21 protein-coding genes are annotated in these 23580 nt (G+C 73.2%); 13 read left to right on the forward strand and 8 right to left on the reverse strand.

Features of this window, described 5'->3' with window-relative positions:
* Positions 1–156 precede the first annotated feature (156 nt).
* The gene (locus tag ACFY8U_RS17475; RefSeq protein WP_389570860.1) at positions 157–1086 is read right to left on the reverse strand and encodes an A/G-specific adenine glycosylase; all 930 of its coding nucleotides are present in this window, start codon (positions 1084–1086) and stop codon (positions 157–159) included.
* Between the two features lie 33 nt (positions 1087–1119).
* Positions 1120–1773, reverse strand: a complete 654-nt coding sequence (locus ACFY8U_RS17480) for a phosphatase PAP2 family protein (RefSeq protein WP_389570863.1) — start codon at positions 1771–1773, stop codon at positions 1120–1122.
* 182 nt (positions 1774–1955) lie between these two features.
* Here ACFY8U_RS17480 and ACFY8U_RS17485 point away from each other — a divergent pair, with 182 nt between their 5' ends.
* Positions 1956–2774 carry a hypothetical protein gene (locus ACFY8U_RS17485; protein ID WP_389570865.1) on the forward strand — a complete coding sequence of 273 codons (819 nt, stop codon included), beginning with the start codon at positions 1956–1958 and terminating at the stop codon, positions 2772–2774.
* 93 nt (positions 2775–2867) lie between these two features.
* Here the strand turns inward: ACFY8U_RS17485 and disA are convergent, their stop codons facing one another.
* A complete protein-coding gene (gene disA, locus ACFY8U_RS17490; RefSeq protein WP_329125588.1) occupies positions 2868–3926 on the reverse strand; it encodes a DNA integrity scanning diadenylate cyclase DisA in 1059 nt (352 codons plus the stop codon).
* 435 nt (positions 3927–4361) lie between these two features.
* Complete coding sequence (gene radA / locus ACFY8U_RS17495; RefSeq protein WP_361442390.1) at positions 4362–5765, reverse strand: DNA repair protein RadA; 1404 nt, start codon at positions 5763–5765, stop codon at positions 4362–4364.
* Positions 5766–5938: 173 nt separating this feature from the next.
* On the opposite strand from radA, the gene ACFY8U_RS17500 reads away from it, so the two are divergent.
* The gene (locus ACFY8U_RS17500) at positions 5939–7642 is read left to right on the forward strand and encodes a hypothetical protein (protein ID WP_389570869.1); all 1704 of its coding nucleotides are present in this window, start codon (positions 5939–5941) and stop codon (positions 7640–7642) included.
* An 82-nt stretch (positions 7643–7724) separates the two neighbouring features.
* On the opposite strand, the gene ACFY8U_RS17505 is transcribed toward ACFY8U_RS17500, so the two are convergent.
* The gene (locus ACFY8U_RS17505) at positions 7725–8579 is read right to left on the reverse strand and encodes a hypothetical protein (protein WP_389570871.1); all 855 of its coding nucleotides are present in this window, start codon (positions 8577–8579) and stop codon (positions 7725–7727) included.
* Between the two features lie 40 nt (positions 8580–8619).
* Here ACFY8U_RS17505 and ACFY8U_RS17510 point away from each other — a divergent pair, with 40 nt between their 5' ends.
* The 4 genes from ACFY8U_RS17510 (at position 8620) to ilvD (ending at position 13182) form a co-directional block, all read left to right on the forward strand.
* Positions 8620–9552 carry a Ppx/GppA family phosphatase gene (locus tag ACFY8U_RS17510; protein WP_389570874.1) on the forward strand — a complete coding sequence of 311 codons (933 nt, stop codon included), beginning with the start codon at positions 8620–8622 and terminating at the stop codon, positions 9550–9552.
* A 214-nt stretch (positions 9553–9766) separates the two neighbouring features.
* The gene (locus tag ACFY8U_RS17515) at positions 9767–10600 is read left to right on the forward strand and encodes a sugar phosphate isomerase/epimerase (protein WP_361442402.1); all 834 of its coding nucleotides are present in this window, start codon (positions 9767–9769) and stop codon (positions 10598–10600) included.
* Positions 10597–11223 (forward strand): TetR family transcriptional regulator, encoded by a 627-nt coding sequence (locus tag ACFY8U_RS17520; RefSeq protein ID WP_361755060.1) that lies wholly within the window; start codon positions 10597–10599, stop codon positions 11221–11223. The genes ACFY8U_RS17515 and ACFY8U_RS17520 overlap by 4 nt, the downstream gene beginning before the upstream one ends.
* 105 nt (positions 11224–11328) lie before the next feature.
* On the forward strand, positions 11329–13182 hold the full coding sequence (gene ilvD, locus ACFY8U_RS17525) for a dihydroxy-acid dehydratase (protein ID WP_361604431.1): 1854 nt from the start codon (positions 11329–11331) through the stop codon (positions 13180–13182).
* Between the two features lie 248 nt (positions 13183–13430).
* Here ilvD and ACFY8U_RS17530 read toward each other — a convergent pair whose 3' ends face one another.
* Positions 13431–15611, reverse strand: a complete 2181-nt coding sequence (locus ACFY8U_RS17530) for a protein kinase (protein ID WP_389570879.1) — start codon at positions 15609–15611, stop codon at positions 13431–13433.
* A 153-nt stretch (positions 15612–15764) separates the two neighbouring features.
* Here ACFY8U_RS17530 and ACFY8U_RS17535 point away from each other — a divergent pair, with 153 nt between their 5' ends.
* The 6 genes from ACFY8U_RS17535 (at position 15765) to proC (ending at position 20427) form a co-directional block, all read left to right on the forward strand.
* A complete protein-coding gene (locus ACFY8U_RS17535; protein ID WP_361604437.1) occupies positions 15765–16079 on the forward strand; it encodes a hypothetical protein in 315 nt (104 codons plus the stop codon).
* Positions 16080–16113: 34 nt separating this feature from the next.
* The gene (locus ACFY8U_RS17540; RefSeq protein ID WP_389570882.1) at positions 16114–16641 is read left to right on the forward strand and encodes a hypothetical protein; all 528 of its coding nucleotides are present in this window, start codon (positions 16114–16116) and stop codon (positions 16639–16641) included.
* Between the two features lie 63 nt (positions 16642–16704).
* The gene (locus tag ACFY8U_RS17545; RefSeq protein WP_389570883.1) at positions 16705–17865 is read left to right on the forward strand and encodes an NAD(P)/FAD-dependent oxidoreductase; all 1161 of its coding nucleotides are present in this window, start codon (positions 16705–16707) and stop codon (positions 17863–17865) included.
* Between the two features lie 84 nt (positions 17866–17949).
* Positions 17950–18747 (forward strand): ABC transporter ATP-binding protein, encoded by a 798-nt coding sequence (locus tag ACFY8U_RS17550; protein ID WP_389570885.1) that lies wholly within the window; start codon positions 17950–17952, stop codon positions 18745–18747.
* Entirely contained in the window at positions 18744–19481 is a 738-nt protein-coding gene (locus ACFY8U_RS17555) for an ABC transporter permease (protein ID WP_389570887.1), read from the forward strand. Before ACFY8U_RS17550 ends, ACFY8U_RS17555 begins: the two co-directional genes overlap by 4 nt.
* A gap of 136 nt (positions 19482–19617) precedes the next feature.
* Entirely contained in the window at positions 19618–20427 is an 810-nt protein-coding gene (gene proC, locus ACFY8U_RS17560; RefSeq protein WP_361442426.1) for a pyrroline-5-carboxylate reductase, read from the forward strand.
* 11 nt (positions 20428–20438) lie between these two features.
* On the opposite strand, the gene ACFY8U_RS17565 is transcribed toward proC, so the two are convergent.
* A complete protein-coding gene (locus ACFY8U_RS17565) occupies positions 20439–21029 on the reverse strand; it encodes a cysteine hydrolase family protein (RefSeq protein ID WP_389570889.1) in 591 nt (196 codons plus the stop codon).
* Between the two features lie 74 nt (positions 21030–21103).
* Between ACFY8U_RS17565 and ACFY8U_RS17570 the strand changes: the two genes are divergently transcribed.
* The gene (locus tag ACFY8U_RS17570; protein ID WP_389570892.1) at positions 21104–22105 is read left to right on the forward strand and encodes a GlxA family transcriptional regulator; all 1002 of its coding nucleotides are present in this window, start codon (positions 21104–21106) and stop codon (positions 22103–22105) included.
* Here ACFY8U_RS17570 and trpS read toward each other — a convergent pair.
* Positions 22072–23070, reverse strand: a complete 999-nt coding sequence (gene trpS / locus ACFY8U_RS17575) for a tryptophan--tRNA ligase (RefSeq protein WP_389570895.1) — start codon at positions 23068–23070, stop codon at positions 22072–22074. The two genes, ACFY8U_RS17570 and trpS, sit on opposite strands and share 34 nt — an antisense overlap.
* Positions 23071–23580: the final 510 nt, after the last annotated feature.

A 23580-nucleotide genomic window follows, 5' to 3' on the forward strand; every position in this document is an offset into this window, starting at 1 on the left:
CGGTTGTGTAACAGGGGCCGGGAGTGGGTATAGGGACGAGCCGGTTACGGGGTGGGGCGGGGCCGGGCCGGTTACGGGGTGGCGTCCTAAGGGTGCCCGGGGCCTGGAGCCCGGGGCCCGCCCGGGGCCGGGCACGCGGACTCCCTCAGGACGCCGTCAGGACTGGGGGAGGCGGTACTCCGCGTTCTCCAGGGGTTCCACCAGGCCGTCCGCGACCAGGCCGTCCAGCGCGCGGGCGCGCTGGACCGGGTCGTCCCAGACCGCGTCCAGGGCGGCCTGCGGCACCGCGCCCGGCGCGTCCCGCAGGACGGCGAGCAGCCGGCCGCGTACCTGCCGGTCCGTGCCCGCGTACGTCTGCCCGCGCCGGGCCGGGCCGTCGTGGGCCGGCTTCCCGGCCAGCCGCCACGCACACCGGTCGGCGATCGGGCACCGCCCGCAGTCCTCGTTCTTCGCCGTGCACACCAGCGCGCCCAGCTCCATCGAGGCAGCCGCCCAGCGCGCCGCCGTCTCCTCGTCCTGCGGCAGCAGCTCCCGCGCGAGCCTGCGCTCAGCCGCGGTGGTGGCGTTCGGCGGGTACTGCACGCCCGTCGCCGCCCGGGCGAACACCCGGCGGACGTTCGTGTCCAGGACCGGGTACCGCTGCCCGTACGCGAACGAGGCCACGGCCGCCGCCGTGTACTCGCCGATCCCGGGCAGCGCCAGGAGCGCCGCGTGCTCGCGCGGCACATCGCCGCCGTGCCGCTCCGTTATGGCCACGGCCGCGGCGTGCAGCCGCAGCGCGCGCCGCGGGTAACCGAGCCGGCCCCAGGCGCGGACGGCGTCGCCCGGAGCGTCGGCGGCGAGGTCGGCCGGGCGCGGCCAGCGCGCCAGCCACTGCTCGTACACCGGCAGGACCCGTACGACCGGGGTCTGCTGGAGCATGAACTCGCTGACCATCACGCCCCACGCCCCCGCCTCGGGGCGGCGCCAGGGCAGGTCGCGGGCGTGCCGGTCGAACCAGGCGAGGACGGGCCCGTGCAGTGCGGCGGCGGGTGCCGGGCCGGCCGGGGCGTCGAACACAGGGATGGGGGCATCGGTGGAAGTCATCGCACCCCCGATCCTGGCACGTCCGGCGCGCGTTCAGTACGCGCCGTGGCGCACGCCCTCGGGGCGCGTGGAGGCGCGCGGGCGCGGCCCGCGCCCCGCGCACCACACCGCGGCGCCGTTCCGGCTCGACCGCGCCGTCTCCACCACCGCCCGGACGGGCCGGTTCGCCGCCGTGACGACCAGGAACGCGACCGCTCCGCCGAGCACAAGCCCGACGGCCACGTCGTGCGGGTAGTGGACGCCGACGAAGACCCGGGAGAAGGCCATGAGCAGCGCCATCGGGGCGGTCAGCCAGATGATGCCGCGCCAGGACAGCGCGAGAGCCACCGCCGCCGCGCCCGCGATCGCGGCGTGGTTGCTGGGGAAGGACCAGTCGCCGGTCGGCGGGCACGGTACGAGCGGGGCCGGTGCCCCGGCGACCGCCCGGCACGGACGCTCCTCCTCCACCAGTGACTTGAGCGCCTCGCTCACCACGTACCCGAACGCGGTCGCGAGCGGCGCGAGCAGAGCGAGGGCCATCGCCCCGCTCGTCCGGGATCTCGCCCGCCACCACCCGGCGGCGAACAGCGCACCGAAGAGCAGCAGCCCGGCCTCCGTCCACACCTCGGCCGACTGCTGGAGCCAGTGCGGGGTGGCGTGGGCGACGTCCGTGACATCGAGATAGAGATCGTCCGAGAGCGTGTTCATGATCGGCGACGCTAACCGTCGGCCCGTGCCCGGCACCCGGAGCGAACGACCACCACCACCCCCGACGAAAGTGGGGGATTACGGGAAGGGCGCGCACCCAGGATGTGATCATCGGCAAAACTTGGCGCCTGGGGCGGCGGGTGGGGCGGGAGTTGGGGCCGATCTCTCGTAAGGTTCGTGGCGTGGGATCACTGCGCAATCCGGTCGGGCCGCTTCCCTCCTCCATCTACTGGCGACGGAGGGCGGTCGCGCTGTGCCTGATCGCCCTGATGGCGCTGGTCGCCATCTGGGTCGTCACCTCCGGTGGAGGCGGCGGGAAGAAGCCCGACGACTCCGCCAACGGCGCTTCTCCCGCGCCCTCGATCACCCCCGGACCCTCCGGCTCCGGTCCCGCGATCAGCGAACAGCCGGGCGGGCGCGACGAGTCGGGCGAGTCCGGCGAGAACTCCGGTGGAGACGGCGGTGACGGCGAAGGCGGTACGGACGCGGGCGCGGGCGGCGACGCCGGAGACGGCGGCAAGAACGGCGACACCGACGGCGGGGGCGGGGACGGCGGCGCGGGCGCGAGCGCGGGCCAGCAGGTTCCGGCCGATTCCCCGCTGCCGAACTGCGCCCCCGGATCCCTGCAGTTGACGCTCCGCAGCGCCCAGGTCTCGTACGCACCGGACGAGAAGCCGCGCTTCCACCTGGTCGCCAAGAACACCTCGGCCACCGACTGCAAGGCCGATCTCGGGCCCAAGAACGCGGTCCTGACGATCAGTGACGAGCAGGACGACGACGTCTGGTCCTCCCAGGACTGCCCGCGCCCGGCCGGCGCCGTGCTGTTCCGGGTCCCGGCGGGTTCGTCGATCACGCGCACCGTGGAGTGGGACCGCGGCCGGAGCGCCCCGCAGTGCGCCACCGCCCCGGCGGGCCCGGTGGGGCCGGGGACGTACCTGCTGGAGGCGACGATGCCGGGCGTGAAGGTGCTTCCGGCCTCGTTCACGCTGGACAAGGACTGAACGAGCGATACGGAAGGGGCCGTACGGGAGGCTCCGTACGGCCCCTTCCGCGTACCAGGCCTTGGACGTACCGCTGCTGAGGCGTACGTCCGCTCAGACGTACCGCTCCAGGATCGAGGACTCCGCGAGCCGGGACAGGCCCTCGCGGACGCTCCGCGCCCGGGCCTCGCCCACGCCGTCGACGGTCTGGAGGTCGTCGACGCTGGCCGCTAGCAGCTTCTGCAGACCGCCGAAGTGCTCCACGAGCCGCTCGATGATCGCGCCGGGCAGCCGCGGGACCTTGGCGAGGAGGCGGTAGCCGCGCGGGGAGACCGCGGAGTCGAGGGTCTCGGGGGAGCCGCTGTAGCCCAGGGCCCGCGCCACGATGGGGAGTTCGAGGAGCTCGGCGTGGGTGAGCGCGTCGAGCTCGGTCAGCGCCTCCGCGACCGTGCGCGAGCGCTTGGCCGTGGGCTCCGGCACGTAGTCCCGGATGACGAGCTCCCGCTCGGGCTCCACGCCGGCGATCAACTCGTCGAGCTGGAGCGAGAGAAGCCGGCCGTCGGTGCCGAGCTCGACGACGTACTCGGCGATCTCCGTGGCGATCCGGCGGACCATCTCCAGGCGCTGGGCGACGGCCGTGACGTCCCGGACGGTCACCAGGTCCTCGATCTCCAGCGCGGAGAGGGTGCCGGCGACCTCGTCGAGCCGGAGCTTGTACCGCTCCAGGGTCGCGAGGGCCTGGTTGGCGCGGGAGAGGATCGCGGCCGACTCCTCGAGGACCCGGCGCTCGCCGTTCACGTAGATGGCGATGAGCCGCATCGACTGCGAGACGGAGACGACCGGGAAGTTGCACTGCTTGGAGACCCGGTCCGCGGTTCGGTGGCGGGTGCCCGTCTCCTCGGTGTGGATGGAGGCGTCCGGAACGAGCTGGACACCGGCCCGGTGGATCTTGGAGATGTCCTTGTCGAGGACGAGCCCGCCGTCGAGCTTGCACAGCTCACGCAGCCGGGTCGCGGTGAACTCGACGTCCAGCACGAAGCCGCCGGTGCACATCGAGTCCACCGTCTTGTCCATGCCGAGCACGATCAGACCGCCGGTGTTGCCCCGCAGAACGCGCTCGAGGCCGTCGCGCAGTGCGGTGCCGGGAGCGACCGCGCTGAGGGCCGCGCGCATCAGCGCTTCGTTCCCGTCCTTGGCTGCCACTGCTCTCCTCCGGCTCGTACGGATGGGCGAGACCAGGGCAAAGTCTAGCGACACCGCCCCGCGCCCCTCTGCCGCACGCCGGAGCACACCCCTCATCGGCCCGAGCGCCTCTCCCGCGCCACCCCGCCGCGGCGCGGCGCACACCCCCGGAACGACGGCCTCCGCCGCCCCGGCGAGGCGCCTGGCGAACCGGCCCCGCGGCCTCGCGGCGACGGCCCGCGCGGGGGCCACGGCCCTCGGGGCGACGGCCCGGCACGGGGCCGCGCTGCCTCGGAGCGACTCCGGCGAGTCCGGGCGCGTCCCGGCGCGACTCCGGGCGACTCCGGCGAGTCCGGGCGTGCCCCCGGTTCGTCCCGGCGCGACGACGCCTCCGCCGCCCCGCTACCGTCCCCGCTTTCCCCGTGCCTATCCCTGCTCGTCGCGGGCCGCGGCCGGTCTGCGGGTGCGGGGCAGCACCCTCAGCGCGTCCCCCATGTCCGCCACCTCCGTGACCTTCATGCCCGCCGGCACCTTCCCCGGATCCCCGGGGACCAGCGCGTGCGTGAACCCGAGGCGGTGCGCCTCGGCCAGGCGCCGCTGCACGCCCGTGACCCGGCGGACCTCGCCCGCGAGCCCGACCTCGCCGATCGCGACGAGGTTCTTCGGGAGCGGCGTGTCGCTGGCGGCGGAGGCCAGGGCGAGGGCGATCGCCAGGTCGGCGGCGGGCTCGGAGAGCTTCACGCCGCCCACCGTCGCCGAGTAGATGTCCCGCTTGCCGAGCGCGCTGATCCGGCCGCGCTGCTCCAGGACGGCCAGCATCATCGAGACCCGGGAGGTCTCCAGGCCCGAGGTGGTGCGCCGGGGGGACGGGATCTGCGAGTCCACCGTCAGCGCCTGCACCTCGGCCACCAGCGGCCGGCGGCCCTCCAGGGTGACCGTCAGACAGGTCCCGGGCACGGCCACGTCGCGCCGGGTCAGGAAGAGCCCGGACGGGTCGGCGAGGCCCGTGATCCCCTCGTCGTGCAGCTCGAAGCAGCCGACCTCGTCCGTCGCCCCGTACCGGTTCTTCACGCCGCGGACCAGCCGCAGGCGCGCGTGCCGGTCGCCCTCGAAGCTCAGGACGACGTCGACCAGGTGCTCCAGGAGCCGCGGTCCCGCGATGGCGCCGTCCTTGGTGACATGGCCGACCAGGAGCGTGGACATGCCGCGCTCCTTGGAGGCCCGGATCAGCGCTCCGGCGACCTCGCGCACCTGGGCCATGCCGCCCGGCGCCCCGTCGATCTCCGGGGAGGCGACCGTCTGCACCGAGTCCATGATCAGCAGCGACGGCTTCACGGCGTCGAGGTGCCCGAGGACCGCGGACAGATCGGTCTCGGCGGCCAGATAGAGATGGTCGTTCAGGGCCTTGATCCGGTCGGCGCGCAGCCGGACCTGGCTCGCGGACTCCTCGCCCGTGACGTACAGCGTGCGGTGCTCCTCGCTCGCCGCCTTCGAGGCGACGTCGAGGAGCAGCGTGGACTTGCCGACGCCGGGCTCGCCGGCGAGCAGCACGACCGCCCCGGGCACGAGCCCCCCGCCGAGGACCCGGTCCAGCTCGTCCACGCCCGTGGAGCGGGCGGTGGCCTGCCGGCCGTCGACCTGGCCGATCGGGAGCGCGGCGGTGGAGACGCGGCCGGCGGCGGTGGTACGGACAGCGGGCGCGCCGTACTCCTCGACCGTCCCCCAGGCCTGGCACTCAGGGCAACGACCGAGCCATTTGGCGGTCGTCCAGCCGCATTCGGTGCAGCGGTAGGACGGCCGGTCCTTGGCGGATTTCGTACGGGCAGCCATGCGCCACACCGTAGCGGCCCCCACTGACAGCGGGCGCCGGGCCGGGAGCCCGCCGGACCCACGGCAGCGGAACGCCGCCTTCCTGTCCCCTTTCGAGGGATACCTTCACCCGTAAGGATTAAAAGTGTTCAACCGGTACGAAGAGCTCGCCCTGCCTTGCCTACGGTCGCCCAGTGACGAGCAGCAGGCTGGAACCCCCCACCCACACCACCGGCGCACACCGGGCGCACCGGCGGGCGGCCGAAGGTCCCCGCACCCTCGGTCAGCACCCGCCCGCCCGCTACGAGGCGTATCTGGACGGTCTGTTCACCTACTGCCTCTCCGTGCTCTGCGACCACGACGCCGCGACCGCCGTCCTCGGTGACGTCCTCGCCGTCGCCGAGCGTCAGCGCGGCCGCTGTCCCTCCGACGAGGACGGGCGCAAGGCCTGGCTGTACGCGCTCGCGCGCTGGGCCTGTCTGCGCAGTCTGGGCGAGCAGGGCCGCAGACGGCAGGGCGCGCACACCGGCCGTCCGGCCGTCGAGGAGCCCGGGCCGCCCCGCGTCTCCGAGGAGGTCGCCGAGCGCCGCCGCGCCGAACTGGCCCTGCTGGCCTGGCCGGAGGCCGCGGGCACCACACCCGAGCAGCGCGAGGCGCTCGAACTCGCCGTCCGGCACGGCCTCGGGCACCGCGAGGTCGCCGCCGTGCTCTCCCTCGACGCGCTCGCCGCCCGCGAACTGCTCTCCTCGGCCGCCTGCGAGGTCGAGCGCACCCGCGCCGCGCTCGCGGTCGTCGAGACCGGGAACTGCCCCACCGTCGCCCGGCTCACCGGCGACCACCAGGTGCTGCTCTCCGCGACCCTGCGCGCCGAGCTCGTCCGTCATGTCGACGACTGCCCGCGCTGCCGCCGGGCCGCCGAGCGGGCGGGCGCGGGCGGCCCGTGGCCCGGTGCGACCTCGCCCACCCCGGCCCGGCTCCCGCTGGTCGAGGCGCCGAGGGCGTCCGCGTACGTGGCGATGCTGCACGTCCCACGCGCGCGTGCCGTCGCTCCCCGTTTCGGGCCGGCCGGATTCCCCCTGGACCCCAAGGACCACGCTGCCCGCCGCGACCGGATGCGGGCCCGCGCGGTGACGACGACCGTCGTGGCGGCCGTGGTCGCGGCCCCGGTGCTCGCCCTGTGGGCCTCGTACCGCGGCGGTCCCGTCGGCGGCGAGGGCGGTCGCGCCGGTGCTCCGGTCACCGCGCACGAGGCGGACGACCCGGCGGGCCTGGACGGCTCCCCGTACGACCACTACGAGAACGCGGGCAACGCCCGCACCACCCCGGAGCCGCGTTTCACCCAGGGCAGCGGGTCCCCGGACGTCTCCGTCGAGGTGATCAGCCCCGGCGGGCCGGTGGGGCCGTCCCTGCCCGGTCAGGCCGGCCCCGGCCGGATCACGGTCGCGGCCCAGGGGAACGGCGAAACGACGCTGCTCACCCTCACCGCCTCCGGCGGCTCACCCGTCGACTGGGCGCTCTGGTCGGACGCGCCCTGGCTGTACGTGAGCCAGGCCTCGGGCACCCTGCGGCCGGGCGAGTCGGTGACGGTCCGGATCTCCGTGGATCACGCGCGCGAGCCGGCGGGGGCCTGGTCGGCCCGGGTCGGGGTGAACCCCTCGGGCGCCGTCGTACGGATCGACGGCCACGGGAAGACCACCCCGCCGCCCCCGACGACGGAAGAGCCGCCGCCGACCACGGAGGAGCCCACGACGCCCCCGCCGACGACCGAGGAGCCGCCGCCGACCACGGAGGAGCCGACGACCCCTCCGCCCACGACGGAGCCGACCCCGACGACCGAACCCCCGACGTCCACGGACCCCGGGACGCCGAGCGGCTCGGACTCCCCGCCGGCGTCCTAGCCGGGCCTCGCGGCAGGTCTCCCAGCCGGCTGTCGGTCGGCCCGCGCCTGCGGCCCGACCGGGTCCGCCGGGGTCCGCCGGGTTACTCCTGCGGACCCGCCGGGTCCGCCGGGTGGGGAGCCACCAGCGGCAGCTGGGCCGCCAGCCGCGCCTCGCACAGCTCCACCAGCACGTCGTACGCCGCCTTGCCCATCAGCTCGGTCAGCTCGGGCCGGTACGTCACGTACACCGGCTCACCGGCCCCGTGCGCCGAGGTCGCCGACGTGCACCACCAGTGCAGGTCGTGGCCGCCCGGGCCCCAGCCCCGGCGGTCGTACTCACCGATCGACACCTGAAGGATCCGGGAGTCGTCGGGCCGGTCGATCCACTCGTACGTCCGGCGCACCGGCAGCTGCCAGCACACGTCCGGCTTGGTCTCCAGCGGCTCCTTGCCCTCCTTGAGGGCCAGGATGTGCAGCGAGCAGCCGGCGCCGCCCGCGAAGCCGGGACGGTTCTGGAAGATGCAGGAACCCTCCCAGCGGCGGGTCTGCCGGTCGCCGTCCTCGTCGAGCTGCGTCCAGCCCGACTCCGTGCCGACGTCGTGGAACTGCCACAGCTCCGGCGTGAGCCGCTCCACGTGCGAGGCGACCCGCTTCTCGTCGTCCTCGTCGGAGAAGTGCGCGCCGAGCGTGCAGCAGCCGTCGTCGGCGCGGCCGGCCTGGATGCCCTGGCAGCCGCTGCCGAAGATGCACGTCCAGCGCGAGGTGAGCCAGGTCAGGTCGCAGCGGAAGACCTGCTCGTCGTCCGCGGGGTCCGGAAACTCGACCCAGGCGCGCGGAAAGTCGAGGCCCTTCTCGTCCGGTTCGCCCGGGCCGGGGGTCCCGCCCTGCTTCTTGGAGGTCTTCTGAGCCTTGGCAGTGATGTCTTTGCCCGGCTTCGCCTTTTTCGTCTTTGGCACACGACAAGCGTATGCGGGTGGGAGCAGTAGCGTTCCGTCCATGAGACTCGGAGTCCTCGACGTCGGTTCGAACACAGTGCACCTGCTGGTGGTGGACGCCCACCCCGGCGCCCGGCCGCTGCCCGCCCACTCCCACAAGGCGGAGCTGCGGCTGGCGGAGCTCCTCGACGGGCACGGAGCCATCGCCCCGAGCGGGATCGAGCGGCTCATCGCGACCGTCCAGGGCGCACTGCAGGCCGCCGAGGACAAGGGCTGCGAGGAGGTGCTGCCGTTCGCGACCTCCGCGGTGCGCGAGGCGACCAATGCCGACGCAGTCCTCGACCGTGTGAAGCGGGAGACCGGGATCGACCTCCAGGTCCTCACGGGCGACGAGGAGGCCCGGCTCACGTTCCTGGCCGCGCGCCGCTGGTTCGGCTGGTCCGCGGGCAAGCTGTTCCTCCTCGACATCGGCGGCGGCTCGCTGGAGATCGCGTACGGCATCGACGAGGAGCCGGACGCGGCGGTCTCGCTGCCCCTCGGAGCCGGCCGGCTGACGTCGGGCTGGCTGCCGGGCGACCCGCCCGACTCGGCCGACGTCCGGGCGCTGCGCCGCCACGCACGCGCCCAGATCGCCCGTACGGTCGGAGAATTCAGCCGCTTCGGCAAGCCCGACCATGTCGTGGCCACGTCCAAGACCTTCAAGCAGCTCGCCCGGATCGCCGGATCGCCCGGATCCGAGAAGGGGCTCTACCTGCGACGCGTCCTGACCCGTGCGTCGCTGGAGGAGTGGGTCCCCAAGCTCAGCGCCATGAGCGCCATACAGCGGGCGGGGCTCCCGGGCGTGTCGGAGGGCCGCGCGCCCCAGCTGCTCGCGGGCGCGCTGGTGGCCGAGGGCGCGATGGACCTCTTCGGCGTCGACGAGCTGGAGATCTGCCCCTGGGCGCTGCGCGAGGGCGTGATCCTGCGCCGCCTGGACCACCTGCCGGAGGAGTAGACCGAAGGGAGTACCGGCCTGCTCCACGCGCGCGTGGGGCAGGCCGGAGGGAGCGCGGGCCCCACGCGCGCGTGCAGGCCGACGCGCCCCGCCCGCGCGCCCCGCCCACACGCCCCGTCCCCGCCCCGCACCCCGCCTCCCCGCGCCCTCGTCGCGACCGAGGGTGACGGGAACCACCTCCCCGGCCACCGCGCCGCCCCGTACCCTGTCCTTCGTGGCAGAACCAGTGGTGCGCATCCCGGATGCGAAGGTCGCCCTGTCGACGGCCTCGGTCTATCCGGAGTCGACGGCGACGGCCTTCGAGATCGCCGCGCGCCTCGGATACGACGGTGTCGAGATCATGGTGTGGACCGATCCGGTCAGCCAGGACATCGAGGCCCTGCGCCGCCTCTCGGACTACCACCAGGTCCCGATCCTCGCCGTTCACGCGCCCTGTCTGCTGATCACGCAGCGCGTCTGGTCCACGGATCCCTGGGTCAAGCTCCAGCGCGCCCAGGCGGCCGCGGAGAAGCTCGGCGCCTCCACGGTCGTCGTCCACCCGCCGTTCCGCTGGCAGCGCCAGTACGCCCGTGACTTCGTCAACGGCATCTGGCGGATGGCCGACGAGACGGACGTCCGGTTCGCCGTCGAGAACATGTACCCCTGGCGGTACAAGGACCGCGAGATGCTCGCGTACGCCCCCGAGTGGGACGTCACCAAGGACGACTACCGCCACTTCACGGTCGACCTGTCGCACACCGCGACCGCCCGTACGGACGCCCTCGCCATGATCGACCGCATGGGTGACCGCCTGGGCCACGTCCACCTCGCCGACGGCAGGGGCTCGGCCAAGGACGAGCACCTGGTCCCCGGCCGCGGCAACCAGCCCTGCGCGGAGGTCCTGGAGAAGCTGGCGCTCACCGGCTTCGACGGCCATGTGGTCGTCGAGGTCAACACCCGGCGGGCGATGTCGGCGGCCGAACGCGAGGCCGACCTCGCGGAGGCCCTCGCCTTCACCCGGCTGCACCTGGCCTCCGCCGCCAAGTCCTCCCGAGCGCGCCGCTCATGACGGGACCGGCCGCCCCGCGCCGTCGCGGCCGCCCCTCCCGTACCGAGGAGGAGAGCGGGCCCGGTGCCCGGGAACGCATCCTGGACGCCGCCCGCGCGCAGTTCGCCGAGCGAGGCTACGACAAGACCTCCGTGCGCGGCATCGCCAAGGCGGCCGACGTCGACCCGGCGCTCGTGCACCACTACTTCGGTACGAAGGACGAGGTCTTCGCCGCCGCTATCGAGGTCTCCTTCGAGCCCGCGGTCGTCCTCCCCGCGATCCTCGGCGGGCCCCTCGACGGCATCGGCGAGCGGCTCGCCCGCTACTTCATCGGGGTCTGGGAGAACCCGGTCAGCCGCGCCCCGCTCCTCGCGATCATCCGTTCCGCGCTCACCCACGAGGCGGCCGCCAAGGTGCTGCGCGGCTTCGTCCTGCGCCGGCTCCTGGAGCGGATCGCCGCGGATCTCGACGTACCGGAGCCGAAGTTCCGCGCGGAGCTCGCCGCGTCCCACATGATCGGGATCGCGATCCTGCGGTACGTCATCAAGGTCGAGCCGATGGCCTCCGCCGACCCCGAGGAGATCGTGGCCCACGTCGCCCCGACGCTCCAGCGCTATCTCACGGACCCGTCACCGAAGTCCTGACCGAAGGCTGAACAGCGCGTCCGGCATGCGGACAACCCGTCCAGATCTTGGTCGCCCGGCGTAGGCTCGACAGCAAGCACATCCATCACTGAGGAGCGAGCGACGATGCCCGAGCTGAGGTCCCGCACTGTCACCCACGGCCGCAACATGGCGGGCGCACGCGCCCTTATGCGCGCCTCCGGTGTACCCGGCGCGGACATCGGCCGGAAGCCGATCATCGCGGTGGCCAACTCCTTCACGGAGTTCGTCCCGGGCCACACCCACCTCCAGCCGGTCGGCCGGATCGTCTCCGAGGCCATCACCGCCGCCGGTGCCATCCCGCGCGAGTTCAACACGATCGCCGTCGACGACGGCATCGCGATGGGCCACGGCGGCATGCTGTACTCCCTGCCCTCCCGCGACCTGATCGCGGACAGCGTGGAGTACATGGTCGAGGCCCACTGCGCCGACGCCCTGATCTGCATCTCCAACTGCGACAAGATCACCCCCGGCATGCTGAACGCCGCCCTGCGGCTCAACATCCCGACGGTCTTCGTCTCCGGCGGTCCGATGGAGTCCGGCAAGGCCACGCTGGTCGACGGCACGGTCCGTACGCTCGACCTGGTCGACGCGATCTCCGACGCGGTCAACGACAAGATCTCGGACGAGGACATCCTCCGTATCGAGGAGAACGCCTGTCCGACCTGTGGCTCCTGTTCCGGCATGTTCACCGCCAACTCGATGAACTGCCTGACCGAGGCCATCGGCCTCTCCCTCCCCGGCAACGGCTCGGTCCTCGCCACCCACACGGCCCGCAAGGCGCTGTACGAGAACGCGGCGCGCACGGTCGTCGACATCACGCGTCGCTACTACGACGAGGACGACGACTCGGTCCTGCCGCGCTCCGTCGCCACCCGCGCGGCCTTCGAGAACGCCATGGCCCTGGACATCGCCATGGGCGGCTCGACCAACACGATCCTGCACCTGCTGGCCGCCGCCCAGGAGGCCGAGCTGGACTACGGCCTGTCCGACATGGACGAGGTCTCGCGCCGCGTGCCGTGCCTGGCCAAGGTCGCGCCGAACGTGGCGCCCGGCGGCACGTACTACATGGAGGACGTGCACCGCGCCGGTGGCATCCCGGCCATCCTGGGCGAGCTGTACCGCGCGGGTCTCCTCAACGAGGACGTGCACACCGTCCACTCCCGCTCCATCAAGGAGTGGCTGGGGACCTGGGACGTGCGCGGCGGCTCCCCGTCCGCGGAGGCCGTCGAGCTGTGGCACGCGGCGCCCGGCTGCGTCCGCTCGGCGACCGCCTTCTCGCAGTCCGAGCGCTGGGACTCCCTGGACACGGACGCGGCCGGCGGCTGCATCCGCGACGCGGCCCACGCGTACTCGAAGGACGGCGGACTGGCCGTCCTGCGCGGCAACCTGGCCGTCGACGGCTGCGTCGTGAAGACGGCCGGCGTGGACGAGTCGATCTGGACCTTCGAGGGCCCGGCCGTCGTCTGTGAGTCGCAGGACGAGGCCGTCGAGAAGATCCTCAACAAGCAGATCACCGACGGCGACGTGGTCGTCATCCGTTACGAGGGTCCGCGCGGCGGCCCGGGCATGCAGGAGATGCTCTACCCGACCTCCTTCCTCAAGGGCCGGGGCCTCGGCAAGACCTGCGCGCTGGTGACGGACGGCCGCTTCTCGGGCGGTACGTCGGGCCTGTCGATCGGTCACGCGTCGCCGGAGGCGGCCTCGGGCGGCACGATCGCACTGGTCGAGGACGGCGACCGGATCCGTATCGACATCCCGAGCCGCTCGATCGAGCTGCTCGTCGACGACGCCACGCTGGCTGCCCGCCGTGAGGCGCTGGGCGGCGTCTACGCCCCGAAGAACCGGCAGCGGAAGGTCTCGGCGGCGCTGCGGGCGTACGCGGCGATGGCGACGAGCGCGGACAAGGGCGCGGTCCGGGACGTGACGAAGCTGGCCTGACCCGGCCGCCCGGCGCACCGGGAGACCCGTGGAGGACGGACGCGGCGAGCGGGCGAAGACGCCCGCTTGCCGCGTCCGTGCGTGCGTCCCTGCGTCCCTGCGTCCGTGCGTGCGTCCCCGCGTCCCTGCGTCCCTGCGTCCCCGCGTGTGCGCCACGATCACCGCCACGGGTTCGCCCTCCCGGGCAGGAGAGCGGGACCTGCGGCGGGTAGGGCGCGGAGACCTACCGCCCGGGAAGCGGCGGTCCCTCACCAGTCCGCCGGGTCCCGCCCGTCCACGGCGAAGACGGACCCGTCCGGCGCGGTCCCGAAGACCTTCTCCCCGGCGACGACGGGCGCGGGCACGGTCGTCGTGTATCCGAGCCGCCCGTCCCGCAGCCGCGGCGAGGTCTGCCCGAGCAGCGCCCCGCGCCCGGTGTCGACGGCGAGCAACCGCCCGTCGGCCACGGAGAGATAGAGCCGCTCGCCGGGCCCGAGCACCGGTGCCGAGACATAGCCCGCGGCGGTGTCCAGTTCCCACAGAACGCGACCGGACGGGCCGGCGGCGGTGTCGACGGCCGTCAGGTGGCCGGCCTGGTCGAGGAGGTACACGGTGTCGCCGCGCACGGCGAACCGCGGGTCGTAGAGCCGTACCTGCAAGGGCGTGCGGCGGACGGAGTGGTCGGCGGGGTCGTAGCGCACCAGGGCGTCGACCTCCATGCCGCGATGGTGCGAGGCCAGGATCAGCGAGCCGTCCTCGGCCTGCCCGATCGGCGTGAGGTGGCCCTCCAGGCGCCGCTGCCACACCACGTCGCCGGTCGCGGGGCGCAGCGCGGCCACACGGGTGCGGGCTCCGTCGGCCGAGGCCTCGGAGACGGTCACCAGTCCGGTGCCGGCCTCGTAGGGGCCCAACTGGGGTGCCGTGAACCCGGGGAGGCCATGGCGCCAGAGCTGCTGTCCGGTGGAGCTGTCGACGGCCCGGATGCCGCCGGTCCCGGTGGACAGGACGACGGCGTCCCCGGCGCTCTCGCCCCGTTCGGCGAGGGCCGCGCCGGTGTGCCAGCCGGGTGCGCCGTCGGTGACCGCGTACGTGCGCAGCCGGCCGTCCGGCGAGGGGACGGCGACGAGTCCTCCCGCAAGTACGGACGGCGGGAACGCGACGGGCGGTGCGGCCGGACCCCCGTCGGCGCCGGCCGGGTGCGACCACAGGATCCGTCCGGTCCGCGGGTCGAGCCGGGCGGCGGCGGTGCCCCCGCCCGTGCAGTACAGGGCACCGGCGCCATGGGCACAGGTCGGCGCGGACGGCTTGCCGTCCTTCCGCAGGACGGTCTGCCAGCCGTCGAAGGCGGCTGCCGCCTCGGCCGGGTTCGGCCGGGGCGCCGGGTCCTCGCCACCGCCGCGCAGCGCCACGAACGCGCCGCCCGCGGCGAGGACGGCGAGCGCGGTCGCGGCCACGGCCGGCGACCGCCGTCGTCGACGGGTGCGCGGCACCGGGACGCGTACGGGCGTGTCCGCGTCCCACGCCCCGGACGCCCCGCCCGTCCCGGAGCCTTCGGCCGCGCCCGGGAACTGGTCGGGCAGTGTGAGCGGTCGCCGCTGCGCGGGTATGAAGGCCGCAGCCTCGTACGAGGGCGGAAGCAGCGCCGCCATGATCTCGGCCGGAGTCGGGCGCTCGGCCGGCTCCTTGGCCAGACAGCGCGCGACGAGCGGAGCCAGCGCCTCCGGGACGCCCGACAGGTCCGGCTCGTCGTGGACGACCTGGTAGGCGACGATGTACGGACTGTCGGAGTCGAACGGCCCGTGCCCGGTGGCCGCGTGCACCAGCACGGAACCGAGCGCGAAGACGTCCGCCGCCGGGCCGACCTCGCGGGGCCGCTGGAACTGCTCCGGCGCCATGAACGGCGGCGACCCGATCAACTTCCCGGTCTCCGTGTGCAGATCGCTGTCGACCGGCCGGGAGATGCCGAAGTCGATGACCTTCGGTCCGGTGTCGGTGAGCAGGACGTTGCTCGGCTTGAGGTCGCGGTGGACGACACCGGCCCGGTGGATGTCGCGCAGGGCCTCGGCGAGCCCGGCCGTCAGCCGGCGCAGTTCGGCGGGGGAGAGGGGCCCGTTCCGCTTCACCTGGTCGGCGAGGGTGGGTCCGGGGACGTAGAGCGTGGCCATCCAGGGGCGTTCGGCATCGGGGTCCGCGTCCACGACGGGTGCGGTGAAGGCTCCGCTCACCCGGCGCGCGGCGGCCACCTCCTGGCGGAACCGGGCCCTGAACTCCGGGTCCTCCGCGTACTGTCCGTGCACCACCTTGACCGCGAGCCGCAGTCCTGAGGCGGAGCTGGCCAGATGGACCACGCCCATGCCGCCCGAGCCGAGGCAGGCCTGGAGACGGTACTCGCCCGCGTACTCGGGTTCTTCCGCGTCCCGGTCGGCACCGGTTCTTCGCAACGGCGGCATCGCCCACCCCCGTGTGGTCCCCGTCGAGTTCGCGCGCGTGCGCGACGCACGGAGCCTAGTCGATGGCGCCCGGGATGTCGGTGGGGCTTGCTAGCCTGCGCGTCGCAGAGAGTGAATCGCAGAGGAGCGCTTTGCTCCACGGGGGAGGACGCCATGGGCGTGGACGAGACGACGACGGAAGCGGCGACAGCCGAGCTGGACGCGGTGGCCGCGATGAGCGGGACGCGGTACCCGGTCGCGCCGGGGGTGCGCGTCAATGTCCGCTCCGGCCCGGGTACGCAGTACGCGGTGGTACGGATCCTGCCCGCGGGCTCCTGGGTGGCGATCCGCTGCCAGACGCCCGGCCAGACGGTCACCGGCCCGTACGGCACGACGAGGATCTGGGACAACATCGCGTCCGGGGAGTTCATCTCCGACGCGTACGTGAAGACGGGGAGTGACGGGTACGTCGCGCCGCGCTGCGGCTGACCCCTTCCCTCCCCGCCCGGGGATAATCGACCTCGTGAGCGACGAAGACCAGACCGCCGAGCCCCGCAGCGCCGAGCCCGGCTCCACCCCCGCCGGACCCCAGCCCGAGGAGATCCGCTTCTTCGGGACGACCTGGGTGGAGCACGACGGGCACTACGGGCTGCGCCGCGCCGGTGTCGCCCTCGGAGCGCTCGCCGCCGCCGCGGCGGGCTGCTTCCTGCTGCGATTCGCCTACCAGGGTCTGGAGATCGCCGAGGTCGGCGGTTTTGTGAACCTGCTCGTAGTGGTCATGTTCGCGATCTGCAGCGCCATCGCCTTCCGTAAGACCTGGGAGGGCTTCGTCCGCCGCCCGGCCGACCCGGCCCGCGAGGACGCGCTGCGCAGCCTGAAGATGATCGGCTTCATCGGCTCCCTCCTCGCCTACTTCTTCCGCAGCCTCTCCGAGGCGCCGGGCGAGAAGCTGCGCCGCACCGAGTACGAGACGGCCCGCGGCCAGTACGAGAAGCGGCGCGGCGCCCGGACGGGCAACCCGGCGGCCCGCAGGAAGCCCAAGCGCAAGTAGCCCGCGCGGGCGGCGACGCGGCGCCCATGTCACATTCCGCGGGGGCCGAGCCGTCTCCCTCGCATGAAGACGACACCGGAGCACCACGGCCCGCACGCCACAGCCACCGCAGCAGCCACGCGCGTCCTGGTCCTGGGCGCCGGTTACGCCGGTCTCAGGGCCGCCCTGCGCCTCGCCCCGCACGCCCACGTCACGCTCGTCGACCCGGCCGACCGGTTCACCGAACGCGTACGGCTCCACGAGCGCGCCGCCGGCCGCCCCGACGTCACCCACCCCCTCGCCCGCTTCCTGCACCGCACGGGGATCGAGCACATCGCGGCGTGGGCCACCGCCCTCGATCCGAAGGCCCGCCTGGTCACGACCGACGACGGGCGCAGCCTGCCGTACGACCGGCTCGTCTACGCCCTCGGCAGCCGCACCGGCCTCCCGGGCGGTGTCCGTGCCGACGGCGGTGCCGGCACCCGCGCCCTCCACACCGCCGAGACCGCGCCCGAACTCCACAGGCTCCTTCAGGACCGCCCCGGCTCCGTCGCCGTCGTCGGCGGCGGGCTCACCGGCATCGAGATGGCCGCCGAACTCGCCGAGACCTACGGCCCCGCCGGCACGCCCGTCCGCCTTCTGACCGCCGACCGCCTCGGGCAGGGCCTCGCGCCCCGCGGCGCCGCCCATGTCCGTTCGGTCCTGCGCGCACGGGGTGTGCGGATCGAGGAGGGCCACCGGGTCGCCCACCCCGACGGCGTCGACGCCGACGTCGTCGTCTGGGCCGCCGCGCTGGCGCCCAACGCCGAACTCGCCGCCTCCGCCGGCCTCACCCTCGCCCCCTCGGGCCGTATCGCCGTCGACGCCTCCCTGCGCTCGGTCTCCCACCCGGACATCTACGTCCCCGGAGACGCGGGCGCCGCCACCTCCACCGCCGGAGCGCTCCGGATGGCCTGCGCCACCGCGCTGCCGACGGGCGCCCACGCGGCAAAGTCGATCATCGGCGAGCTGCGGGGCGAGGAGCCCGCGCCCCTCCGCTTCGGCTACCTCCTCCAGTGCGTCAGCCTCGGTCGCCATGACGGCCTGGTCCAGTTCGTCCGGCCGGACGACTCCCCGCGCGAACGTCTCCTCACCGGCCGGCCCGCCGCCGCCACCAAGGAGCAGATCGTCCGTTCGACGGTCCGTTTCCTCCACCTGGCGGCACGCCGTCCGTCGCTGGTCCGCTTCATCCCCGGCATCGGCTGACCCCTCCCGGAGCGCGGTCGACAACGCCATGGGGGTCGGGCAGACCGCTTGACGCTCCGACCCCCCGAGAGCATTATTCAACGCATGATGAATTACTCGGAAGGGGGCTCCGCCCCGGCGATCGTGGCGCGCGGCCTCACCGTCGTACGGGGCGACCGCACCGTCCTGCGCGACCTCGACTTCGCCGTACCCGCGGGCCGGATCACCGGCCTCCTCGGCCCCTCCGGCTGCGGCAAATCCACCCTGATGCGCGCGATCGTCGGCACCCAGGCCCACGTCACCGGCACCCTCGACGTCCTCGGCCGCCCGGCGGGCGACGCCTCCCTGCGCTCCCGCATCGGCTACGTCACCCAGGCGCCATCCGTCTACGACGACCTCACCGTCCGGCAGAACCTCGACTACTTCGCCGCCGTCCTCCTCCCCGGCCGCGCCCACCGCGAAGACCGACGCGCCGCCGTCGCCCGCGCCATCGACGACGTCGACCTCGCCTCGCACACAGACTCCCTGGCCGGCCGCCTCTCCGGCGGCCAGCGCAGCCGCGTCTCCCTCGCCGTCGCCCTGCTCGGCACCCCGGAAGTCCTCGTCCTCGACGAACCCACCGTCGGACTCGACCCCGTCCTCCGCCGCGACCTCTGGAACCTCTTCCACCGCATCGCCGCCGAGCGCGACGCCGCCCTGCTCGTCTCCTCCCACGTCATGGACGAGGCCGAGCGCTGCCACCGGCTGCTCCTCATGCGCGAGGGCGAGATCCTCGCCGAGGACACCCCCGAAGCCCTGCGCCGCCGCAACGACACCGCCACCGTCGAAGAGGCCTTCCTCCACCTCGTCGACGCCGCCGACGCCCGCGCGGCGGCCGTACCCCTTCAGGAGCCCCAGCGATGAGCAGCGCCCGCACCCTCGCCACCGCCGCCCGGGTCCTGCGCCAACTGCGCCACGACCCCCGCTCGATCGCCCTGATGCTCCTCGTCCCGTGCCTGATGCTGCTCCTGCTCCGGTACGTCTTCGACGGCAGCCCGCAGACCTTCGACAACATCGGCGCCTCGCTGCTCGGCATCTTCCCGCTGATCACGATGTTCCTGGTGACCTCGATCGCCACCCTGCGCGAACGCACCTCCGGCAGCCTGGAACGCCTGCTCGCCATGCCGCTGGGCAAGGGCGACCTCATCGCCGGCTACGCCCTCGCCTTCGGACTCCTCGCCATCGTCCAGTCCGCCCTCGCCACGGGACTCGCCCTCGGCGTCCTCGGACTCGACGTCGTCGGCTCGCCCTGGCTGCTCCTTCTCGTCGCGCTCCTCGACGCGCTCCTCGGTACCGCCCTCGGCCTCTTCGTCTCGGCCTTCGCCGCCTCCGAGTTCCAGGCCGTCCAGTTCATGCCGGCCGTGATCTTCCCCCAGCTGCTCCTGTGCGGCCTCTTCATCGCCCGCGACCAGATGCAGCCCGTCCTCGAAGGGATCTCCAACGCGCTGCCCATGTCGTACGCCGTCGACGGCATGAACGAGGTCCTCCGCCACCCCGACATCACGGGCGACTTCATCCGCGACGCCCTCGTCGTCGCCGGCTGCGCCGTACTCGTCCTCGCCCTCGGCGCGGCCACCCTCCGCCGCCGCACCGCCTGACGTGCCCCGGGGGCGTACCGCCCCTCGGACGCCCCCACCGCACGAACCCCCACGGTGCGAGGATGTCCATGCGTGTGGACGAACCGTTCATACGGATGGACAAGGCACATGCCCTTCCGGCGAGGTGAACAGAGCCATGACCCAGACCGTCGCAGTCCTCGGCACCGGCAAGATCGGTGAAGCGCTCCTCAGCGGCATGATCCGGGCCGGCTGGCGCCCCGCCAACCTCCTGGTCACCGCCCGCCGCACCGAGCGCGCCGAAGAGCTGCGCGCCCGCTACGGAGTCGAGGCCGTCACCAACGCCGAGGCCGCCAAGCGCGCCGACACCCTCATCCTCGCCGTGAAGCCCCAGGACATGGGCCGCCTCCTCGACGAGCTGGCCCCCCACGTCGCCGTCGACCGTCTCGTCATCAGCGCCGCCGCCGGTATCCCCACCTCCTTCATCGAGGACCGGCTCACCACCGGCACCCCCGTCGTCCGCGTCATGCCCAACACCCCCGTCCTCGTCGACGAAGGCATGTCCGTCATCTCCGGCGGCAGCCACGCCACCCCCGAGCACCTCGTCCACGCCGAGGAGATCTTCGGCGGCGTCGGCAAGACCCTCCGCGTCCCCGAGTCCCAGCAGGACGCCGCCACCGCCCTCTCCGGCTCCGGCCCGGCCTACTTCTACTTCCTCGTCGAGGCCATGACCGACGCCGGCATCCTCCTCGGCCTCCCCCGAGCCCAGGCCCACGACCTGATCGTCCAGGCCGCCATCGGCGCCGCCGTGATGCTCCGCGACAGCGGCGAACACCCCGTCAAGCTCCGCGAGGCCGTCACCTCTCCGGCCGGCACCACCATCAGCGCCATCCGCGAGCTGGAGAACCACGGCGTACGGGCCGCCCTCATCGCCGCCCTGGAAGCCGCCCGCGACCGCAGCCGCGAGCTCGCCTCCGGCAACGGCTGACCCCCACCGGCCTAACCGGCCGCCGCGCCCTTCAGCACGTCCTCCGTCGACACGACCCGGGCGAACCCTCCGCCCTGCAGCGACACCGCCGTCGCCCGGGTCAGCTCCTCCGCGGTGGCCGCCCACCCGAACGGCCCCTCCAGGTCGAACGTGTGCATCGCGTCCAGCGGAAACACCACGTCGTAACCGAGGTTGCCGCCCATCCGCGCCGTCGTCTCGTTGCACATGTTCGTCTGGATGCCGACGATCACGATCTGCGCGATGCCCTCGCCCTTCAGCCACACGTCCAGCGACGGCTCCCCGTAGAAAGCCGAGTTCACGGCCTTCGTCACCAGCAGCTCCCGCCCGTTCCCCTTTCCCCTCCGCTCCTCGACGAAGTCCTTGAAGTCGTTCCCCCTGTGCCCGACCCGCAGGGGCGACCGCGACTCGGCCGGCGAGTCGTGCCGTACGAACACGACCGGCCGTCCCGTCTCCTGCCACAGGTCGATGAGCGCCGCGATGTTCCCCTCGGCGGCGGGATTGTTCCGCGTCCCCCAGTACTCCTCCTCGAACCCCTTCTGTACGTCGACGACAACCAGCGCTGTGTTCTCCGTGATCTCCATATCTCCGATGCTGCCGCCCCCAGGCCACTTCACCCAGACGGGAGAAAGTCAGCGATCGATGGTTTACTGCCACCATGCCGACAGCCCCCGTGGAGCCCCGACGCATCGCCCTGATGGCCTTCCCCGGCATCCGCGCCTTCGACGTCTCGGTCATCACCGAGGTCTGGGGCAGCGAACGCCGCATCCGAGGTGTCCCTCCCTTCGAACTCCGCCGCGTCGCCGCCGACCCGGCCACCCCCCTCTCCATCCGCGGCGGCCTCACCCTCACCCCCGACCGCCCCCTCTCCTGGCTCGCCCAGGCCGACCTCGTCCTCGTCCCCGGCATCGAGGACCCCGACGCCGAGACCCCGGCCCCCGTGCTCGAAGCCCTCCGCCAGGCCCACGCCGCCGGAACCCCCGTCGCCTCCCTCTGCGCGGGCGCCTTCGTCCTGGCCCAGGCCGGACTCCTCGACGGCCGACGCGCGGTCACCCACTGGCACCTCGCCCCGACCCTCGCCGCCCGGCACCCCCAGGTCACCGTCGAACCCGACGCCCTCTACATCGAGGACACCGGCATCTGGACCTCCGCCGGCACCGCAGCCGGCATCGACCTCTGCCTCCATCTCGTCCGCACCGCCCACGGCGCCGAGGCCGCAGCCTCGATCGCCCGCTCGATGGTCACCGCCCCCTTCCGCACCGGCACCCAGGCCCAGTTCATCGAGCACCCCACACCCCGAGCCGACCGCGACGCCGACGCCCTGGCCGCCGTCCGCTCCTACGCCCTCGCCCACCTGGACGAACCGCACACCGTCGCAAGCCTGGCCGCCCGCGCCGGTATGTCCCCGCGCACCTTCGCCCGCCACTTCCACGCCACCACCGGAACCACCCCCCTGCACTGGCTCATCACCCAGCGGGTCACCGCCGCCCAGAAACTCCTCGAACGCACCGACCACCCCCTCCCCGAAGTCGCCCGCCGCGCGGGGTTCGGCAGCGAGGTCACGATGCGCCAGCACTTCGCCTCGCACCTCGCCACCAACCCGCGCGACTACCGCAACGCCTTCCGTCACACGGCAGGCATCAACCCGATCGCCCCATAGGCCCGGTCCACCAACGGCCGCGCCATCCCCCGGGCCCGCTCGGCCCCGTCCCGTAGCACCTGATCCACATATCCCGGATCGGCCGCCAGCTCCGCGTGCCGCTCCCGCACCGGCCGCAGCAGCTCGACCACCGCGTCCGCCGTGTCCCGCTTCAAGGATCCGTACGACTCATATACACCGGCCAGGGCTTCCGGGTTCCCACCCGTCGCGGAGGCCAGCAGATCGAGCAGATTCGCGACCCCCGGCCGGCCCTCCCGGTCGTACGCGACGTCCCGTCCGCTGTCCGTCACCGCGCGCATGATCTTCCGGCGCACGGTCACCGCGTCGTCCAGCAGATAGACGATCCCCGCCGCGTTCTCGTGCGACTTCCCCATCTTCGAACCCGGGTCCTGGAGATCCATGACCCGAGCCGCCACCGCGGGATGCGTCGCCCTCGGCACCGTGAACACCTGCCCGTAGCGCTGGTTGAACCGCACCGCCAGATCCCGGGTCAGCTCCACGTGCTGTGTCTGGTCCTCACCGACCGGCACCTCGTCCGTCCCGTAGGCCAGGATGTCCGCCGCCATCAGCACCGGATACGTCAGCAGCGACAGCCGCACGCCCTGCCCGGCCGCCACCGCCCGCGCGCCCTTCTCCTTGTACTGGATCATCCGCCGCAGCTCGCCGTCCGTGGCCGTGCACTCCAGCAGGTACGAGAGCCGGGCGTGCTCGTCCACATGGCTCTGGACGAAGAGAGTGCACAGCTTCGGGTCGAGACCGGCCGCCAGCAGCAGCGTGGCCGCCTGCCGGCTCAGCCGCAGCACGCGAGCCGGGTCGTGCTCGACGGTCAGCGCGTGCAGATCCACGACGCTGAAGAGCGAGTCCGACCGGTGCTGGTCCTCCTCCACCCACCGCCGTACGGCCCCGAGGTAGTTGCCCAGGGTCAGGTGTCCGGTCGGCTTGATCCCGCTGAAGATCCGCTTCATCGCGTCGTTCTCCCTCTCTTCTGTGCGCCGACCCGTCGGCCGCACTCCCGGAGGGGGATACGCGAACGGCCGCCGAGTCGGCGGCCGCTGAGTGCATGCGTCAGTAGGGGCCGCCCTGTCAGGCGGCCCACCACTGAGTCGTGTGCGCATGCGTGGTCATACGGAGAGGCTACGCCCGAGGACGGGGGTTGACACGGGATTCCCCGATACGTAGTGTTCTCCGAGTTGTCCGACGTGAGCACCGACTCCGGTCGGCCCCGGACAGCCAATCCGCAAGATCCACTTACAGCTGATGGTGCTTTGTCGTGCCGTCACGCTTTCCGTGCGTTTTTGCGAAATGAGGAATCCGCGTTCGAAGGTTTGAGCGCGAACCCCCGATTAGCGTCGGGGGCAAGGAATCCGCTAAAGTCTCACTCGTCGGAACGGCCCAACAGCCGCGAAGACAACTCCCGCTGACTGGGAATCAGGCCCGAAAGGATCTGATAGAGTCGGAACCGCCGGAAAGGGAAA

The sequence above is a fragment of the Streptomyces sp. NPDC012508 genome (assembly GCF_042902595.1).
Classification (GTDB): Bacteria; Actinomycetota; Actinomycetes; order Streptomycetales; family Streptomycetaceae; genus Streptomyces.

Excerpts from the sequence above, each read along its gene's own strand:
- ACFY8U_RS17520 (WP_361755060.1), top strand. The coding sequence starts at position 10,597 with ATGACGGGACCGGCCGCCCCGCGCCGTCGCGGCCGCCCCTCCCGTACC.
- ACFY8U_RS17550 (WP_389570885.1), top strand. The coding sequence starts at position 17,950 with ATGATGAATTACTCGGAAGGGGGCTCCGCCCCGGCGATCGTGGCGCGC.
- ACFY8U_RS17565 (WP_389570889.1), bottom strand. The coding sequence starts at position 21,029 with ATGGAGATCACGGAGAACACAGCGCTGGTTGTCGTCGACGTACAGAAG.
- ilvD (WP_361604431.1), top strand. The coding sequence starts at position 11,329 with ATGCCCGAGCTGAGGTCCCGCACTGTCACCCACGGCCGCAACATGGCG.
- ACFY8U_RS17530 (WP_389570879.1), bottom strand. The coding sequence starts at position 15,611 with ATGCCGCCGTTGCGAAGAACCGGTGCCGACCGGGACGCGGAAGAACCC.
- ACFY8U_RS17480 (WP_389570863.1), bottom strand. The coding sequence starts at position 1,773 with ATGAACACGCTCTCGGACGATCTCTATCTCGATGTCACGGACGTCGCC.
- ACFY8U_RS17475 (WP_389570860.1), bottom strand. The coding sequence starts at position 1,086 with ATGACTTCCACCGATGCCCCCATCCCTGTGTTCGACGCCCCGGCCGGC.
- ACFY8U_RS17535 (WP_361604437.1), top strand. The coding sequence starts at position 15,765 with ATGGGCGTGGACGAGACGACGACGGAAGCGGCGACAGCCGAGCTGGAC.
- ACFY8U_RS17545 (WP_389570883.1), top strand. The coding sequence starts at position 16,705 with ATGAAGACGACACCGGAGCACCACGGCCCGCACGCCACAGCCACCGCA.
- ACFY8U_RS17510 (WP_389570874.1), top strand. The coding sequence starts at position 8,620 with ATGAGACTCGGAGTCCTCGACGTCGGTTCGAACACAGTGCACCTGCTG.
- disA (WP_329125588.1), bottom strand. The coding sequence starts at position 3,926 with ATGCGCGCGGCCCTCAGCGCGGTCGCTCCCGGCACCGCACTGCGCGAC.
- proC (WP_361442426.1), top strand. The coding sequence starts at position 19,618 with ATGACCCAGACCGTCGCAGTCCTCGGCACCGGCAAGATCGGTGAAGCG.
- trpS (WP_389570895.1), bottom strand. The coding sequence starts at position 23,070 with ATGAAGCGGATCTTCAGCGGGATCAAGCCGACCGGACACCTGACCCTG.
- ACFY8U_RS17555 (WP_389570887.1), top strand. The coding sequence starts at position 18,744 with ATGAGCAGCGCCCGCACCCTCGCCACCGCCGCCCGGGTCCTGCGCCAA.
- radA (WP_361442390.1), bottom strand. The coding sequence starts at position 5,765 with ATGGCTGCCCGTACGAAATCCGCCAAGGACCGGCCGTCCTACCGCTGC.
- ACFY8U_RS17570 (WP_389570892.1), top strand. The coding sequence starts at position 21,104 with ATGCCGACAGCCCCCGTGGAGCCCCGACGCATCGCCCTGATGGCCTTC.